Genomic DNA, 17,087 nt, shown 5'->3' with positions numbered 1-17,087 from the left:
CGCATCGTGAACGCTGAAGACCCCGGCCGCATCGTCCTGCTCACCGCCAGCCACCGCGTCGCGCCCGGACTGCTGTCCTGGCCCGCCTGGCAGACCCTGCACGCCGCCGAGCGGGTGCACTGCGGGGAGCAGGACCAGCCGCAGCTGCCGTATCTGCGCGAGGCCGGCATCACCGTCACACCCGGCGTCCCCGACGCGCAGGACCTCGTGGACGCCTGCGCCGGCGGCCGGACCGTCGTGATCCTCACCGGCGGCGAGGGCAACCAGCCGCTGACCGACGGACTGGCCAGGCTGGCCGGTTCGGGCCGGGTCCGGATGCCGAACCTTGAGCTGCTGCCCGGTTCGTACGACCTCCCCGGCGCCCGGCTCCTCGACCTCGTCCAGGTCATGGACCGGATCCGCCTCGAATGCCCCTGGACCTCGCAGAAGACCCACGAGGGCCTCGCCAAGTACGCCATCGAGGAGGCGTACGAACTCGTCGAGGCGATCGAGGACGGCAACCGCGAGGAACTCCGCGAGGAGCTCGGGGACGTACTGCTCCAGGTCGTCTTCCACGCGCGCATCGCCGAGGAGGACGAGACCGAGCCGTTCTCCGTCGACGACGTCGCGGCCACGCTCGTCGAGAAGCTGATCCACCGCCACCCGCACGTCTTCGGCGACGAGACCGCCGAGACGCCGGAGGACGTCCACGCGCACTGGCTGCGCACCAAGGCCATCGAGAAGCAGCGCGAGTCCGTCACCGACGGGGTGCCGCTCGGCCAGCCCGGCCTGGCACTCGCCGCGAAGCTCGCGAGCCGGGTGCGCACCGCCGGACTCGACGTACCCCTGCCAGAGGGGAAGGACGAGAGCGACGACATCGGCTACCGGCTCCTCGCCCTCGCCGTCCGCGCCCAGGAGGACGGCATCGACCCGGAAGCGGCACTGAGGGCCGCGGGGCGGGCGTACCGGGACGCCATCAGGGCGGCGGAGGGCGTCGGGTAGCGGCGGACAGGCTCGGGTGAGGAACCGTCCGGCTCACGCTGTCGTCGTCACGAGCGGTCGGCCTCACCGCGGTGTGAACTCGACCGGGAGTGTGCGCAGACCGCGCATGATGAGTCCGCCCCGCCACCGCAGGTCGGAGGGGTCCACCGCGAGCTGAAGGTCCGGCAGGCGGCGGAACAGGGTCTCCAGGGCGGTGCGGCCCTCCAGGCGCGCCAGGGGGGCACCCAGGCAGTAGTGGATGCCGTGCCCGTACCCCAGATGCTGGTTGTCCCGGCGGGACAGATCGAGTGTGTCGGGCTCCGCGAATCGGTCCGGATCACGGTCGGCCGCTGCGAGTACGACGAGTACGGGATCGCCTTCGCGGATCAGCTTTCCCCCGATCTCGAGAGGTTCCGTGGCGTAGCGCCAGGTGGCCAGTTCCACCGGGCCGTCGAAGCGCAGCAGCTCCTCGATGGCCGTGTCCAGGAGACGGTTGTCGCCTCGCTGGACGGCACTCTGGAACACGGCACGCTGCGGGGGGTTGCGGAAGAACGCGTGGGCGCTGTTGCCGATCAGGTTGATGGTCGTCTCGAAACCCGCGAAGAGGATCACGAAGCACATCGCGGCGGCCTCGTTCTCGGTGAGGTGCTCGCCGTGGTCGCTCGCCCGGATCAGGCCGGAGATCAGGTCGTCGCCGGGGTTCTCCCGCTTCCTGTGAATCAGCTCGGCGAGGTAGGCGCGGATCTTCTTCACGGACCGTGCGACCCCGCCGCGCGGACCGCCGCCGTGCCGGATCATCATGCCCGCCCAGTCGCGGAAGTCTTTCTGGTCCTCCTCGGGTACGCCGAGCAGATCACAGATGGCGTAGATGGGCAGCGGGAAGGCGAATTCATGGATGAGGTCGGCCTCCCCCTTCTCCGCGAAATCGTCGATGAGCCGATCCGCCAGCTCCTGCACGCGGGGCCCGAACGCGGCGATCGTCCGGGGCGTGAACGCCTTGGACACCAGCCGGCGAAGCCGTGTGTGGTCGGGCGGGTCGATGTTCAGCAGGTGCGTCATGAGGTTGGCGCTGCGCTCCCCAGGGATGCCGGTCCTGCTCTTTCCCTGGGCGTCCTCGGCGTGGTGCGCCGGGTTCTTCGAAAGACGGCTGTCGGCGAGGGCCTGTCGTGCCTCCGCGTACCGGGTAACCAGCCATGCCTCGACGCCGCTGGGCAATGTCGTCCGGTGTACGGGGTTCTGTTCCCTCAGCCAGGCGTAGGCGGGGTACGGGTCGGTGGCGAACTCCCAGGTGAAGAGTTCGGGCGGCGGGGTGTCGTTCACATGACGACGGTATCGGGCGTCTGTCTGCGGGTGAGCCGCCGCTGCCGGTGTTCCACACTGTCCGTTCCGAAGTGCCCCGCGGGCTCGCTGTCGAACATCAGTGGCCCTGGTGACTCTGCTCCGCTGAGGCATCAGGCACGGGTAGGCTGCCCGAAAAACGGCACCGGCCCCAGAACGCTTGGTAGAGCGCTATGAGGCCGGAACCTTCCCGGCGGTGCGTCAACACCCCGGGGACGGAACAGTCTCGGAGGACTGAACATGCCCATTGTGGCACGCCCGCGCCGGCCTGAATCTGCCACGATCGTGGTGGCGAAGTACACGCGCGTTTCCACCCGCGACCAGCTCGACGGATTCGGTCTCGAAGACCAGAACGCCATCTCCGATGGGTGGCTTGCCCGCCATCCGGAGGCCGACGTCTATGACGCGTACGTGGACGAAGCGGTGTCCGGTGCGCTGGACAGCCGCCCGGAGAGGGACCGGCTCGTCCTCGACGCGCGTAAACGACGCTTCAACCGCATCCTTGTCCCCAAGGTGGACCGCATCGGCCGGACGGCCCGTGCTGTGTACCAGTGGGCTTGGGACATGGCGGACCTCGGCGTCCACTTCATTTCGGTCAGCGAGAACATCGACACCAGCACGGAGTCCGGCTGGTCCCGGTTCATGCAGCACGTCAGCTTCTCCGAGATGGAGTGGCGTCGCATCAAGGAGCGGACCTTCGCGGGCCGCGAGCTGAAGATCAGTTACGGGGGCTGGCCCGGCGGCCCAGCCCCCTACGGCTACAAGATTGCGCAGGACACCTACGTGGTGGGCGACCGCCGGAAGAAGTTCAGTGTGCTGGTCACCGATGAGTACGAATCCAAGGTGCTCTTCGTCGCTGTCGAACTCATCGTCGACCACGGTATGAACATCTCCGAGGCCTGCGACGAGCTCAACCAGCGCAGGCTCTACACCCGAAGCGGTGTGCCGTGGGGGCCTGCGAACCTCCGCAGCCGCCTCCACGGCGAAACCATCCACAGTGGCTACGTCACCTACCGAAAGACCACCCGAGGCACCGGCAGGAGCACCACCCAGTGCCGTGAAGACGGCACCCCCGTCCACGGTGACCAGGCCAGAATCGGCGTGCCGCCCATCCTGCCCCAGGAACGTGCCGGACGTCTTATGGAGACGCTCAAGAAGATTGGCTTCAAGAACGGCCGCATCCACGCCCAGATCTACCCCTTGAGCGGACGGATCGACAGCCTGTGCGGTTCGGTCTACATCGGCGCCGGTCGGCGCGAGAAGGCGCGCGCCTACCGCTGCAAGGGTATGGCGAAGAAGGGGGAGCACTGCGGAGAGCCGTGCTTCAACGCGGCAGAGATCGAAGGTGTCGCCTGGGCCGAAATGGCCAAGCTCATCAAGGAAGAATCCCAACTCCAGGTGATGGCGGCCGAGTGGGTCAGCAGCTTCCCGGGGGACAAGCGGAAGTACGAGAAGCGTGTTACCGACTTCGGCGACAGAATCGCGAAGCAGGAGGACCTCATCCACCAGCAGGTCCCCGCGTACATGAAGGCTGACATCGACCCCCTCGTGCTCAAGGCGGGGCTGAAAGAGATGCAGCGGGAGCTGGACGAGTACCGGAAGCAGAAGCGCATCGCTGAAGAGTGGTTGCAGACGTACGCGAAGTCCGAGCGTCAGGCACGCAACCTTGTCGACCTCGTGAACAATCCCCGCGAGCGCTTCGACATCATGACGCCGGCGGAGCGCAAGGAAGTCTTCGACATGTTCAACATCCGTGTCACGCCCGGGACGATGGAGAACACGGCGAAGCCGGGCGTCAAGTGCGAGATCACCCGATGGCACCACGAAACGGCCACCCTCGTGCCTCCCGACCCGACGGACGAGGAGTGGGAGGCCGTCCTCACGGTGCTTCACAGGCTCCTGTCCGGAAAGTCGAAGAAGCACTTCACCTCGAAGTACGACATCCGCGCGCAGTTCTGCGGCATGCTCCACCGGCTCCGGCAAGGGCTGTCATGGGTCGACATGCCTCAGGCATGGGGGCCCATCGACCCCATGCGGGAACGTCAGCTCTTCTGGTGGAAGAGAGGTGCCTGGCCCGAGGTCATGGCGGTTCTGGGTGCGGACCGCAGGGGCGTTGAGGCGTATCGGCGTCCGACTCTGCCCCAGCTCACGGTCACAGGAGAGCTCCGTGGCAGCCTGCTGTCGGCACGGAGTGAAGCCCCCAAGGGCAGGGGGGCGCCATGAATATTCCGGAGGCTTCAGTCCTAGCCGGTCGAGGGCGACCCCGTCCTCGTTGTGCTCGCCGCCGCCGACCGGGACCCCGAACGCTTCGACGGGCCGGACACGCTGGACCTTGCGCGGCGTGACAATCAGCACCTCGGTTACGGTCACGGAATCCACTACTGCCTGGGAGCGCCGCTCGCCCGGCTGGAGGGGCAGGCCGCGCTCGCCACGCTCCTGAAGCGCCTTCCGGATCTGCGACTTGCGGGGGAACCTGCCGATTTGCGGTGGCGTGGTGGGCTCATCATGCGTGGACTGCGCACCTTGCCGGTGGAGTTCACCCCCGGCCCGGCGCGCGGGCAAGGTGACACTCTGTCAACTCTGTGACTTTCACGTGATCTCTGCTGCATCGACTTGTGACACACGTTCGAGTCCCGCTAGGTTCACCGTTCGACTCACCAGTCACTTGTCAGTCACACGGAAGGCATTCCCATGGGCTCCGCGAACGGCAGACACCGTCGCCCTCGGCAGGCACCCGCGATCATCGTCGCCGCAGGCGTGACCGGTTCCGCCATCGCCATCCCGCTGCTCGGCGCGGCGGGCGCGCACGCCGCAGACGCCTCGACCTGGGACCGGGTGGCCGAGTGCGAGAGCGGCGGCATGTGGAGCGCCGACCTCGGCAACGGCTACTACGGCGGCCTGCAGTTCTCGCAGGAGGTCTGGAAGTCGTACGGCGGCGAGTCGTACGCCGAGCGTGCCGACCTCGCCAGCCGCTCGCAGCAGATCGCCGTGGCGGAGAAGGTCCTGGAGGACCAGGGGCCGAAGGCGTGGCCCAGCTGTGCGGTCATCTCCGGTCTCGTCGCGGACAGCGGCCTGCCGGGTGTGGACCCGGGCACCACGCCCTCCCCCGAGCCGTCCGGCAGCACCGACCCGTCCGCGGACACGGACCCGTCCGCGGGGACCGGTGCGTCGGACGACGCGGCCGGTGACGCGGCCGGTGATGCGATGAACCCGTCGGACTCGGCGGACGACGCGACCGACGACGCGACGGACGGCGGCGGGAAGGCGGACGCCTCGGCGTCCCCGTCCGCCACGCCGTCCACCACGCCCTCGGACGACGCCTCGGACCCGGCGAAGGAGAAGAGCGGCAAGCACCGCGGCGCTCCGGCCCCCGAGGAGACGCGGCAGACCGGTGGCGGCAGTGACCGGGACTCGGGGCGGCATGCCTCGCGCGGCAGTGGTGACGCACGCGACACGGGCGCCCCGGCCGCCGACGGGACGTACACCGTCCGCGCCGGCGACAACCTGTGGGCCATTGCTGATGCACAGAAGCTGTCCGGCGGCTGGGCCGCGCTGTACGAGGCCAACAAGGCCGAGGTGGGGTCCGATCCGGACCTCATCCTGCCTGGCCAGAGCCTCGATCTCGGCGTGAAGGCCGAATGAGCGCAGTCTGATGATCAGCTGAAAACACCCTGAAAACTGGGGTAGTTAAGAGGCCTATGTCCCACTTTCGACTAAGTGAGACATGGGTCTCTTTGCGTGAACTGGCGTGTCTTGTCCGGGAGGTCCGCCCGCATCCGTTCCCACCTGCGGAAACAGTCGTTCTTCGGATGCAAGTAAGGGCTGTTTATCCGGTATGTCCATCTTTGAATGTGGGGGTTGCGTGTGTTTACGGTCGGAACCGCTCGCACCGCGGGCCCCGTCGACCGTCACGCCGAATCCTGCCGTCGGTCGAAGGGAACAGACGCGTAAAGCGCCGTAGGCAGGAGCGGGGGACCCAGGTAGGCGCCGGGCCCGGTCGTCGAACGCGACGCATCGGGAACGGCTAGGGGTTAAGTCGTGCGCTAGGACGCACGACCGGGCAACTCACTTGGCCCGAACCCGACAGCTCACCTCGTAGGCGTCGGTGAGGAGAAGTCTCGATGCTGCTCAACAGCAAGGGCAACAAGCACCGTCGCCCGTCCAAGGCCGTCCGTATCGCCACGCTCGCCGGTGTCACCGGTGCCGCCATCGCCGTGCCCCTGATGGGTGCCACCGGCGCCTCCGCCGCCTCCGTGTCCACGTGGGACGCCGTCGCCCAGTGCGAGTCCGGTGGCAACTGGTCCATCAACACCGGCAACGGCTACTACGGCGGCCTGCAGTTCTCGCAGTCCAGCTGGGCGGCCGCCGGCGGTACGCAGTACGCGGCCCGCGCCGACCTGGCGACCAAGTCGCAGCAGATCGCTGTCGCCGAGAAGCTCCTCGACATGCAGGGCCCGGGCGCCTGGTCCTGCGCCGGTGCCGGCAACCTGAGCAACGACGGTGTCGACCCGGGCGTCGACACCGGCTCCTCCGCCGCCAAGACGGAGGCCGCGCCGAAGACCGAGGCCGCGCCGAAGCAGGCCGAGCCGAAGAAGGCCGAGCGCACCGAGGCCCCCGCCACCAACCGCTCGGACCGTTCGACCGCCCCCAAGGCCGAGTCGAAGACGGTCACCACCCCGACCGGCAAGAAGGTCAAGAAGGGTGACGGCGAGTACAAGGTCGTCACCGGTGACTCCCTGAGCGAGATCGCCGCCGACCACAAGGTCGAGGGTGGCTGGAAGCACCTCTTCGAGCTGAACAAGGACATCGTCAAGGACGCCGACCTGATCTACCCGGGCCAGCAGCTCCACCTGACGAAGTAGTCGCGATCTCTCCTCGCTGAACACTCCGGCCGCCCCGGCCCGGCGCGCACCTTCCCCCCGTGCGTGCCGGGCCGGGGTCGGCCGGTTTCGGCGCTGATCGTTCAACTGTTGTAGTTACTTGCCAGTAAATTTCTGGAGCTTTGCCCTGCTATGCCTGCCCTTGGGTCCTTTTTCGTCCCAGGGGACGGGCGGTCGGCCGACTGAGGCGGCCGGGCCGGTTAGGCTCTTGTCGCAAGGCCAAAGTGACCCTGCACAACCAGCGTCATATCCCAGAAGGAGATGCCTCGTGCCGTCCATCGACGTCGTCGTAGCCCGGGAAATCCTCGACTCCCGCGGAAACCCCACGGTCGAGGTCGAGGTTGGCCTCGACGACGGCAGCACGGGCCGTGCTGCCGTCCCGTCCGGCGCCTCCACCGGTGCGTTCGAGGCCATTGAGCTTCGCGACGGAGACCCCAACCGCTACCAGGGCAAGGGCGTCGAGAAGGCCGTCCTCGCCGTGATCGAGCAGATCGGCCCGGAGCTCGTCGGCTACGACGCGACCGAGCAGCGGCTGATCGACCAGGCGATGTTCGACCTGGACGCCACCGAGAACAAGGGCTCGCTCGGCGCCAACGCCATCCTCGGCGTCTCGCTCGCCGTCGCCCACGCCGCCTCCGAGGCCTCGGACCTGCCGCTGTTCCGCTACCTCGGTGGCCCGAACGCGCACCTGCTGCCCGTCCCGATGATGAACATCCTCAACGGTGGGTCGCACGCCGACTCCAACGTGGACATCCAGGAGTTCATGATCGCGCCGATCGGCGCGGAGTCCTTCTCCGAGGCCCTGCGCTGGGGCGCCGAGGTCTACCACACGCTGAAGAAGGTCCTGAAGACCAAGGGCCTGTCCACCGGCCTCGGCGACGAGGGCGGCTTCGCGCCGAACCTGGAGTCGAACCGCGCGGCCCTCGACCTCATCGTCGAGGCCATCAAGGAGGCCGGTTACGCCCCGGGCAAGGACATCGCGCTCGCGCTCGACGTCGCCGCCTCGGAGTTCTACAAGGACGGCAAGTACGAGTTCGAGGGCAAGTCCCGCTCGGCCGCCGAGATGACCGAGTACTACGAGGAGCTCGTCTCCGCGTACCCGCTGGTCTCCATCGAGGACCCGCTGTACGAGGACGACTGGGCCGGCTGGAAGGTCATCACCGACAAGCTCGGCGCCAAGGTGCAGATCGTCGGCGACGACCTCTTCGTCACCAACCCGGAGCGCCTGGCCCGCGGCATCGAGGAGGGCTCCGCCAACGCCCTGCTCGTCAAGGTCAACCAGATCGGTTCGCTGACCGAGACCCTGGACGCCGTCGAGCTGGCCCAGCGCAACGGCTTCAAGTGCATGATGTCGCACCGCTCCGGCGAGACCGAGGACGTCACCATCGCCGACCTCGCGGTCGCCGTGAACTGCGGCCAGATCAAGACCGGCGCCCCGGCCCGCTCGGACCGTGTCGCCAAGTACAACCAGCTGCTGCGCATCGAGGAGATCCTCGACGACGCCGCGGTGTACGCCGGCCGCTCGGCGTTCCCGCGCTTCAAGGGCTGACCGCACAGCAGGCCCGGTAAAGCCCGGCGGGGTCAAGTGCCCCGGCCTCCGTCCGTCCCCGCACTCGGTCCCGTACCGTGTGCGGGGACGGACGTGCGTAATGGGGAGGCGGAGACATGGCCGCGAAGGACCGGGACCGGTTCTCCACCGCGACCCGGCTGCGGCTGCTCGGCGAGCAGACCGCGGCCCGCGTCTACCGGTCCCAGAACCGCCGCCAGGCACGCCGCTCCCGGCTCACCGGCCGGGCGGCCTTCCTGGCCCTGGTGGTGTGCTCACTGGTCGTCGCGCTCGCGTACCCGATGCGTCAGTACGTGTCGCAGCGCGACGAGATCGCCGACCAGGAGCGGCTGGCGCAGGAGGCCGAGGCCCGAACCGAGGAGCTGCGCGACGAGAAGGCGCGGCTCCAGGACGATGCCTACGTCAAGCGGCTGGCCCGCGAGCACCTGCACTACCTTCTTCCCGGGGAGACCGGCTACACCGTGGTCGACCCCGACTCGGTCAAGGAGCGCAACGGGAAGCCGGAGGAGACCGACCGGCCCTGGCACTCCAACCTCTGGGACGGCGTCGACAGCGCCGACCGCGGCTGAGCCGCGCCCCCTTCCGTACATCTGCAGAACCGCAGTTCGAGCAGTCCGATCAGACCCTAGGCAGGCATGGAAACGCCCCCTCCCCAGACCGAGTCCACCGCGCCCACGGACGCGGACATCGCCGCGTTCCAGCAGCAGCTGGGGCGCCCGCCGCGCGGCCTGCGCGCGATCGCGCACCGCTGCCCGTGCGGCAATCCGGACGTGGTCGAGACGCAGCCCCGGCTGGAGGACGGCACGCCGTTCCCGACGACGTTCTACCTGACGTGTCCGCGTGCGGCGTCCGCGATCGGCACGCTGGAGGCGAACGGGGTCATGAAGGAGATGACCGAGCGCCTCGGTACGGACCCCGAGCTGGCTGCGGCCTACCGGGTCGCGCACGAGGACTACATCGCGCGGCGTGACGCGATCGAGGTGCTGGAGGGCTTCCCGAGCGCGGGTGGCATGCCGGACCGGGTGAAGTGTCTGCACGTGCTCGTGGGGCACTCGCTGGCCGCCGGGCCGGGGGTGAACCCGCTCGGGGACGAGGCGATCGCGATGCTGCCGGAGTGGTGGCGCAAGGGGCCGTGCGTCTCGCCGTGCGGCGCGCCGGACGAGGGCTGACGGTCCGTACCCGGGGGCGCTGCCCCCGGACCCCCGCTCCTCAATCGCCGGAGGGGCTTGGATGGTGGCGCTGCCCCTGGCCCCTCCGTTCCTCAATCGCCGGAGGGGCCTGGACGGGGGCTCCGCTCTCGGGCCCCGCTCGCTGGATTCTGGAGTTCTCATGACGCGTGTAGCTGCCATCGACTGCGGTACCAACTCGATCCGTCTGCTGGTCGCGGACGCCGACCCCGGTACGGGGGAGCTCGTCGAGCTGGACCGGCGGATGGAGATCGTCCGGCTGGGCCAGGGCGTCGACCGGACCGGCCGGCTCGCCCCCGAGGCGCTGGAGCGGACCTTCGCCGCGTGCCGGCGGTACGCGGAGGTGATCAAGGAGCACGGTGCGGAGCGGATCCGTTTCGTCGCCACCTCCGCCTCCCGGGATGCCGAGAACAGGGACGACTTCGTCCGCGGGGTGCTGGACATCCTGGGCGTCGAGCCCGAGGTGATCAGTGGTGACCAGGAGGCCGCGTTCTCGTTCGACGGGGCCACCAAGGAGCTCGCCGGGCGCGACGACCTCGCGAAGCCGTATCTCGTCGTGGACATCGGCGGCGGCTCCACCGAGTTCGTCGTCGGCGATGACCGGGTGCGGGCCGCGCGGTCCGTGGACATCGGCTGCGTCCGGATGACGGAGCGGCACCTCGTGCGGGACGGTGCGGTCGTCGACCCGCCCACGGCCGCGCAGGCCGACGCGATCCGGGCGGACGTCGAGGCCGCTCTGGACCTGGCCGAGGAGACCGTTCCGCTCGGTTCGGCGGGCACGCTCGTCGGCCTCGCCGGGACGGTCACCACGGTGGCCGCCATCGCGCTGGGTCTCGACGCGTACGACTCCGGGGCGATCCACCACTCCCGGATCTCGCTGGAGCAGGTCCGGGAGATCACCGGGCGGCTCCTCGCCTCGACCCACGCCGAGCGTGCGGCGATCGGCGCGATGCACCCGGGGCGGGTCGACGTGATCACCTCCGGGGCGCTGATCCTGCTGGCCCTGATGGAGCGGGCCGGGGCCCGTGAGGTCGTGGTCAGTGAGCACGACATTCTGGACGGCATCGCCTTCTACGCGGCCCGTTAGGGGCCCTTCGGGGGCGTCGGGGGGCCTTGCTCATACGCACTCCGGCCTGCACTTTTGAGAGGCCCGGGGCCACCCGGGGGGTGCCTTCGGGGACACGGCGCGACGAAGTTCGTGAACTTCTTCACAAGGAATTCGGTCCCTGGGGGCGGACTTCTGCTCCGAACGGGCCTGCGGGAGGGTGTGCGGGGTCCCGCGCCCCGGATGCGGGAGGGTTCCGGGCGCGTTGCGGGTATGTGAATCCGCGTGGTGGTCCACCGTGCCCGGCGGCTCAAGGGCCAGCTCACAAGCGGTGAACAACGTTCGCCGGGGTGTCGTGGTTCCCCTGCTGGGTCATGACCTGGGTCACGTGGGCGGCGAAGTGTAGCAGAGGGTGGGCCATACCTTGTGAAGGGGCTCACGAGCGTGCCCCCCGAGGGGGGTGGATACTCGATGGCATGAGCACCACGGAGCGTCCCAGGATCCTCGTAGTAGGCGGTGGGTACGTAGGCCTGTACGCAGCTCGGCGCATCCTGAAGAAGATGCGCTATGGAGAGGCGACCGTCACGGTCGTCGACCCCCGGTCGTACATGACGTACCAGCCCTTCCTCCCCGAAGCTGCTGCCGGCAGCATCTCGCCTCGGCATGTCGTCGTCCCGCTGCGACGCGTGCTGCCCAAGGCTGAGGTCCTCACCGGCCGAGTCACGACCATCGACCAGGACCGCAAGGTCGCCACGGTTGCGCCGCTCGTCGGCGAGGCCTACGAGCTGCCCTTCGACTACCTGGTCATCGCGATGGGCGCCGTCTCCCGTACCTTCCCGATCCCCGGCCTTGCCGAGCAGGGCATCGGCATGAAGGGCATCGAGGAGGCCATCGGTCTGCGCAACCACGTCCTGGAGCAGCTGGACAAGGCCGACTCCACGACCGACGAGGACGTCCGCCGCAGGGCGCTGACGTTCGTCTTCGTGGGCGGCGGCTTCGCCGGCGCGGAGACCATCGGCGAGGTCGAGGACATGGCCCGCGACGCGGCGAAGTACTACACGAACGTGAAGCGCGAGGACATGCGCTTCATCCTCGTCGACGCCGCCGACAAGATCCTTCCCGAGGTCGGCCCGAAGCTGGGCACCTGGGGCCGGGAGCACCTGGAGTCCCGCGGTGTCGAGGTCTTCCTCTCGACCTCCATGGACTCCTGCGTCGACGGTCACGTGGTGCTGAAGAACGGTCTGGAGGTCGACTCCAACACCATCGTGTGGACGGCCGGTGTGAAGCCGAACCCGGCGCTGGCCCGCTTCGGCCTGCCGCTCGGTCCGCGTGGTCACGTCGACACCACCGAGAAGCTCCAGGTGCAGGGCACCGACTACATCTGGGCCGCGGGCGACAACGCCCAGGTTCCGGACATGGTCGGCCGCAAGGCCGGCAACCCGAACGCCTGGTGCCCGCCGAACGCCCAGCACGCGCTGCGTCAGGCCAAGGTCCTCGGTGACAACGTCATCTCCGGGATGCGCGGCTTCCCGCAGGGCGACTACAGCCACGCCAACAAGGGTGCGGTCGCCGGTCTCGGCCTGCACAAGGGCGTCGCGATGATCGTCATGGGCAAGGTGAAGATCAAGCTCAAGGGCCGTCTCGCCTGGTACATGCACCGTGGCTACCACGGCATGGCGATGCCGACCTGGAACCGCAAGATCCGGATCTTCGCCGACTGGACCCTGGCGATGTTCCTCAAGCGCGAGGTCGTCTCGCTCGGCGCCATGGAGACTCCCCGCGAGGAGTTCTACGAGGCCGCCAAGCCCGCCCCGGCCCCCGCCGCCGCCAAGCCCGTGGGCGAGAAGGCCAAGGCCTCCTAGCTCCCGGATTCGTTTCAGGTACGTCGCACAACGCCCGAAGGGGCCGTCCGCCATCCGTGGTGCGGACGGCCCCTTCGGCGTATCGGCGCAGGTCGGCACGGTGGTCAGCGGGAAGGGGTGCGGGCCGGACCCCCGGCGGATGCATGTGCCGTACAAGTATTTTGCCGTTCCATTGCGCGGTAGCGGGATGGCCCGGCCGCCGGAAACTGTTGTGGGGGGTGTACCTCGCCTTGGCGCCAAGGGTGCCGGGGCGTGGTCCGAGACATGTGTGGGCATGTCCGGGCACGTCGGGAAACACCATCACGGAGGTGTGCGCCATGGCAGACGCCGCGTCGCGGCTGACCGCTCTCGCCCAGGAGTTGCTGGGAGAACCCCTACCGGTCCGCATCCGGGCCTGGGACGGCAGCGAATCCGGACCGCCCGGTGCCCCCGTCCTCGTCATCAGGAACCGCCGTGCCCTGCGCCGCCTGCTGTGGAAGCCGGGCGAACTGGGCCTGGCCCGCGCCTGGGTGGCCGGCGAGCTCGACATCGAAGGCGATCTGTACGCGGCCCTGGACCTGATGGCCGGGCTGATCTGGGACCGCGGGGCCGACGCCAAGGACAGCGTCCACCCCGTCCGCGACCCGAAGCTGCGGGCCGCCGCCAAGGGGCTGGTGCAACTGGCCGGCCCCTGGCCGCCGCCCCCGCCGCCGCCCGAGGAGGTACGGCGCCGCACCGGCACCCTGCACACCAAGCGCCGCGACAAGGAGGCCATCAGCCACCACTACGACGTGGGCAATGACTTCTACGCACTGGTCCTCGGCCCGTCCATGGTCTACTCCTGCGCCTACTGGGAGGACGGCGGGACCCTTGAGGACGCCCAGCGCGACAAGCTCGACCTGGTCTGCCGCAAGCTCGCCCTGAAGGAGGGCGACCGCCTCCTGGACGTCGGCTGCGGCTGGGGCTCCATGGCCATCCACGCCGCCCGCGAGTACGGCGCCCGGGTCACCGGAGTGACCCTCTCCGTGGAGCAGGCCGCCTTCGCCAGGAAGCGCATCGCGGAGGAAGGGCTGACCGACCGGATCGAGATCCGGGTCCAGGACTACCGGGACGTCAGGGACGGCCCGTACGACGCCATCTCCTCGATCGGCATGGCCGAGCACGTCGGCTCCGTCCGCTACCGCGAGTACGCCGACGACCTCTACGCACTCCTCAGGCCCGGCGGGCGGCTCCTCAACCACCAGATCGCCCGCCGCCCGGAGAAGGACGAGTCCGCCTACCACGTGGACGAGTTCATCGACGCCTACGTCTTCCCGGACGGCGAACTCGCCCCGGTGGGCCGCACGGTCGCCACTTTGGAGGAAGCCGGTTTCGAGGCCCGCGACGTCGAGTCGCTCCGCGAGCACTACGCCCTGACCCTGCGCACCTGGGTCGCCAACCTGGAACGGGACTGGGACAGCGCGGTCCGGATGACCTCTCCCGGCCGGGCGAGAGTCTGGCGGCTCTACATGGCCGCCTCCGCACTCTCCTTCGAGCACAACAAGATCGGTGTGAACCAGATCCTGGTGGTCCGCCCGGCGGACGGCGGGGGCGCGGGCATGCCGCTGCGTGCCCGGGACTGGAAGGCGTCCGCGACCGGCTGAGCCCGGTACGCGGACATGACGGAGGGCCGGTACCCGCTGACGCGGGTACCGGCCCTCGGCCGTCGTGGCGGCGTACTACTCCGTCTTGATCGCCGTCAGCATGTTCAGCTTCGCGGCGCTGCGGGCCGGCCACAGCGCGGCCAGTACGCCCACCAGTCCGGCCAGCAGCAGGAAGACCGCGATCCGGCCCCACGGCACGACCAGGACGTACTGCGGGATCTGGGACGCCACCGTCTGTCCGATCGCCCAGCCGAGGAACAGTCCGAGCCCGATGCCGACGACCGCGCCGAACAGCGAGATGACGACGGCCTCCAGCCGGATCATCCGCTTGACCTTGCGGCGGTCCAGGCCGATCGCCCGCAGCATGCCGATCTCCTGCTGCCGCTCGAAGACCGACATGGCCAGGGTGTTGACGACCCCGAGCACCGCGATGATCAGGGCCATCGCCAGCAGGCCGTACATGATGTTCATCGCGAGGTTGATGGAGCCGCCGAACATGTCACGGATGTCCTGGCGGTCCATGACGCTCATGCCGGGGTTGTCGCCCAGCGCGTCCACCAGCGCCTGCTCGTTGGCCTTGCTCGCACCACCGTCCGTCTTCACCCAGATCTCGCGGATGTCCGCACGGCCCTCGTGCGGGGCCACGACGTCGCGGGGGATCAGGACGGGCGACAGGAACTCGTTGTCCTTGTAGAGCGCGCCGACCTTCAGGCTGCCCTTCTTGTCGTCGTCGTACGTGACCGGGACGCTGTCCCCGGTCTTCCAGCCGTGCGACTTCGCGGTCTTGTCCGAGACGGCGATCTCGCCCTTCTCCAGGGCGTCCATCGAACCCGCGACGGTGTCGACGGTCAGGACCTTCTGCACAGCGCCGGGGGTGACACCGGAGGCCGAGAGCGAGGTGTTGCCGATGTCCAGCCAGACGGCCTGCTGGGGCGAGACGGCGGTCACGCCGTCGGCCTTCTCCAGGGCGGTGAGCGCCGACTCGTCGAGCGCGTCCCCGCTGGCCATCGAGACCATGTAGTCGGCCTTGATGTTGTCCGTCGTCATCTTGTCGACCGCCTGGCCGAGGGTGACGCCGAGCACCGAGATGCCGGTGACCAGGGTGAGGCCGATCGCCAGTGCGGAGGCGGTCGCGCCGGTGCGCCGGGGGTTGCGGACCGCGTTCTGCGCGGCCAGCTTGCCGGAGACCCCGAACATCCTGCGCAGCATCGGGCGCACCAGGGCGATCGCCGGGCGGGACAGCAGCGGGATGAGGACGATGACGCCGATCAGCGCCAGGAAGGCGCCGCCCGCGATGAGGAGCTGGCCGTCCGAACCGGCCTGCGCCGCGCCGGACACGATGGCGGCCCCGCCGAGCAGGGTGATGACGGCGCCGACGGAGTTGCGCAGCACCAGGGACTTGACCGTGGCCACCGCGTAGAGGCTGTTCATCGCCGCGACCGGCGGGATCTTCGCGGCCCGGCGGGCGGGCAGCCAGGCGGCGAGGACGGTGATCAGGACGCCGACGCCGAAGGCGGCGACGACGGTGAGCGGTGCGACCACGAGCGGTCCGGCCGGGATCTTCCCTCCGATCAGGCTCATCGCGGAACGCAGCCCGGTCGCGAGGCCGAGGCCCAGGGCGAAGCCGATGACGGACGCGATCAGGCCGACGACGGCCGCTTCGAGCAGGACCGAGCGCTTGACCTGGCGGCGCGAGGCGCCGACGGCGCGCAGCAGCGCCAGTTCCTTGGTGCGCTGGGCGACCAGCATGGTGAAGGTGTTGGCGATCAGGAAGATGCCGACGAACAGGGCGATGCCGGCGAAGGCGAGCAGCAGCTTGTTGAGGCTGCCGAGTCCGGACTCGATCTGCTCGGCCTGCTCGTCGGCGAGTGCCTTGCCGGTCCTGGCCTCGGCGTCCTCGGGGAGCAGCGGCTTCACCGCGGTCAGCAGCTGCTGGTCGGAGGCGCCGGACGCGGCGGTGACGGAGGCGTCCTTGAACTCGCCGGGGCGCAGGAAGAGCTGCTGGGCGACGGGGGTGTCGAAGAGGACCAGGCTGCCGCCCGCGTTGACCGCACCGTCCTCGGTGGTGAAGACCCCGGACAGGGTGTACTCCTTCACCGGCCCGTTGGTGGCGACCCGTACCGTGTCGCCGACCTCGTACTCACCCTTCTTCGCGGTGTCCTCGTCCAGGGCGATGGTGCCGGCCGCGGTGGGCCCGGTGCCGTCGGTGAAGGCGTACTGGGGGTCCTTGCCGTCCTTGCCGGGGGCGAAGTTGGCGCCGGTGTTGGACCAGCCGTTGCCGATCAGCTTGCCGTCGGGGTCGGCGACCCCGGCGAAGCCGTCGACCCGGCCGGTGGCGGTGCCGACGCCGTCCAGCGCCCGGATCTTCTTCAGGGTGGCGGCGTCGATGCCGTGCGACTTCGGGTCGCGCTGGTCGGCGTGTGTGGTGACGGCGACGGCGACGTCGTCGTAGTTCTTCGCCGACTGGTTGCGGAAGGCGTTGCCGAGGGTGTCGGTGAAGACCAGGGTGCCGGAGACGAAGGCCACGCCGAGCATCACGGCGAGGACGGTCATCAGCAGCCTGGCCTTGTGCGAGAGCACATTGCGCAGGGCGGTACGGAACATGTCTGTCAGTCCTGGGGGAGGG

General features: G+C 69.2%; 12 protein-coding genes, 1 pseudogene and 1 riboswitch. Of the genes and pseudogenes, 11 read left to right on the top strand and 2 right to left on the bottom strand.

Annotated elements, in window-relative coordinates; genetic code table 11:
* Positions 1 to 6: 6 nt before the first annotated feature.
* A complete protein-coding gene (locus OG408_RS15910; protein ID WP_326670442.1) occupies positions 7 to 981 on the top strand; it encodes a nucleoside triphosphate pyrophosphohydrolase in 975 nt (324 codons plus the stop codon).
* Positions 982 to 1,044: 63 nt separating this feature from the next.
* On the opposite strand, the gene OG408_RS15905 is transcribed toward OG408_RS15910, so the two are convergent.
* Entirely contained in the window at positions 1,045 to 2,412 is a 1,368-nt protein-coding gene (locus OG408_RS15905; RefSeq protein WP_442806032.1) for a cytochrome P450 family protein, read from the bottom strand.
* A 126-nt stretch (positions 2,413 to 2,538) separates the two neighbouring features.
* On the opposite strand from OG408_RS15905, the gene OG408_RS15900 reads away from it, so the two are divergent.
* The 10 genes and pseudogenes from OG408_RS15900 to OG408_RS15855 all read left to right on the top strand — a co-directional run bounded on the left by OG408_RS15900 (position 2,539) and on the right by OG408_RS15855 (position 14,461).
* Entirely contained in the window at positions 2,539 to 4,521 is a 1,983-nt protein-coding gene (locus OG408_RS15900; RefSeq protein WP_326670439.1) for a recombinase family protein, read from the top strand.
* A 33-nt stretch (positions 4,522 to 4,554) separates the two neighbouring features.
* A pseudogene (locus OG408_RS15895) lies at positions 4,555 to 4,884 on the top strand (cytochrome P450); the annotation flags it as partial.
* Between the two features lie 105 nt (positions 4,885 to 4,989).
* Positions 4,990 to 5,940: a transglycosylase family protein gene (locus OG408_RS15890; protein ID WP_326670437.1), complete on the top strand. Its 951-nt coding sequence runs from the start codon at positions 4,990 to 4,992 to the stop codon at positions 5,938 to 5,940.
* Between the two features lie 301 nt (positions 5,941 to 6,241).
* Positions 6,242 to 6,415: riboswitch (cyclic di-AMP (ydaO/yuaA leader) on the top strand.
* 4 nt (positions 6,416 to 6,419) lie between these two features.
* On the top strand, positions 6,420 to 7,160 hold the full coding sequence (locus OG408_RS15885; protein ID WP_326670436.1) for a transglycosylase family protein: 741 nt from the start codon (positions 6,420 to 6,422) through the stop codon (positions 7,158 to 7,160).
* Positions 7,161 to 7,446: 286 nt separating this feature from the next.
* The gene (eno, locus tag OG408_RS15880; RefSeq protein WP_266418369.1) at positions 7,447 to 8,727 is read left to right on the top strand and encodes a phosphopyruvate hydratase; all 1,281 of its coding nucleotides are present in this window, start codon (positions 7,447 to 7,449) and stop codon (positions 8,725 to 8,727) included.
* A gap of 116 nt (positions 8,728 to 8,843) precedes the next feature.
* Positions 8,844 to 9,314 (top strand): FtsB family cell division protein, encoded by a 471-nt coding sequence (locus OG408_RS15875; protein WP_266779715.1) that lies wholly within the window; start codon positions 8,844 to 8,846, stop codon positions 9,312 to 9,314.
* 66 nt (positions 9,315 to 9,380) lie between these two features.
* A complete protein-coding gene (locus OG408_RS15870; protein WP_266779713.1) occupies positions 9,381 to 9,914 on the top strand; it encodes a DUF501 domain-containing protein in 534 nt (177 codons plus the stop codon).
* A gap of 160 nt (positions 9,915 to 10,074) precedes the next feature.
* The gene (locus OG408_RS15865) at positions 10,075 to 11,019 is read left to right on the top strand and encodes a Ppx/GppA phosphatase family protein (RefSeq protein ID WP_266779711.1); all 945 of its coding nucleotides are present in this window, start codon (positions 10,075 to 10,077) and stop codon (positions 11,017 to 11,019) included.
* Between the two features lie 434 nt (positions 11,020 to 11,453).
* Positions 11,454 to 12,839, top strand: a complete 1,386-nt coding sequence (locus OG408_RS15860; protein WP_219572832.1) for an NAD(P)/FAD-dependent oxidoreductase — start codon at positions 11,454 to 11,456, stop codon at positions 12,837 to 12,839.
* A gap of 317 nt (positions 12,840 to 13,156) precedes the next feature.
* Positions 13,157 to 14,461 (top strand): cyclopropane-fatty-acyl-phospholipid synthase family protein, encoded by a 1,305-nt coding sequence (locus tag OG408_RS15855; protein ID WP_326670431.1) that lies wholly within the window; start codon positions 13,157 to 13,159, stop codon positions 14,459 to 14,461.
* Between the two features lie 75 nt (positions 14,462 to 14,536).
* Here OG408_RS15855 and OG408_RS15850 read toward each other — a convergent pair whose 3' ends face one another.
* Entirely contained in the window at positions 14,537 to 17,065 is a 2,529-nt protein-coding gene (locus OG408_RS15850) for an ABC transporter permease (RefSeq protein WP_326670430.1), read from the bottom strand.
* Positions 17,066 to 17,087: the final 22 nt, after the last annotated feature.

Source organism: Streptomyces sp. NBC_01257, from assembly GCF_035917255.1.
Taxonomy (GTDB): domain Bacteria; phylum Actinomycetota; class Actinomycetes; order Streptomycetales; family Streptomycetaceae; genus Streptomyces.
Note: the sequence above shows the minus strand (reverse complement) of the source record. Positions and strands in the feature narration are given on the sequence as shown.

What these genes read in the sequence shown, in the direction of transcription:
- OG408_RS15870 (WP_266779713.1), top strand. Translation starts at nt 9,381, where the DNA reads ATGGAAACGCCCCCTCCCCAGACCGAGTCCACCGCGCCCACGGACGCG.
- OG408_RS15855 (WP_326670431.1), top strand. Translation starts at nt 13,157, where the DNA reads ATGGCAGACGCCGCGTCGCGGCTGACCGCTCTCGCCCAGGAGTTGCTG.
- OG408_RS15865 (WP_266779711.1), top strand. Translation starts at nt 10,075, where the DNA reads ATGACGCGTGTAGCTGCCATCGACTGCGGTACCAACTCGATCCGTCTG.
- OG408_RS15905 (WP_442806032.1), bottom strand. Translation starts at nt 2,412, where the DNA reads ATGCCTCAGCGGAGCAGAGTCACCAGGGCCACTGATGTTCGACAGCGA.
- OG408_RS15860 (WP_219572832.1), top strand. Translation starts at nt 11,454, where the DNA reads ATGAGCACCACGGAGCGTCCCAGGATCCTCGTAGTAGGCGGTGGGTAC.
- OG408_RS15900 (WP_326670439.1), top strand. Translation starts at nt 2,539, where the DNA reads ATGCCCATTGTGGCACGCCCGCGCCGGCCTGAATCTGCCACGATCGTG.
- OG408_RS15885 (WP_326670436.1), top strand. Translation starts at nt 6,420, where the DNA reads ATGCTGCTCAACAGCAAGGGCAACAAGCACCGTCGCCCGTCCAAGGCC.
- OG408_RS15875 (WP_266779715.1), top strand. Translation starts at nt 8,844, where the DNA reads ATGGCCGCGAAGGACCGGGACCGGTTCTCCACCGCGACCCGGCTGCGG.
- OG408_RS15890 (WP_326670437.1), top strand. Translation starts at nt 4,990, where the DNA reads ATGGGCTCCGCGAACGGCAGACACCGTCGCCCTCGGCAGGCACCCGCG.
- OG408_RS15850 (WP_326670430.1), bottom strand. Translation starts at nt 17,065, where the DNA reads ATGTTCCGTACCGCCCTGCGCAATGTGCTCTCGCACAAGGCCAGGCTG.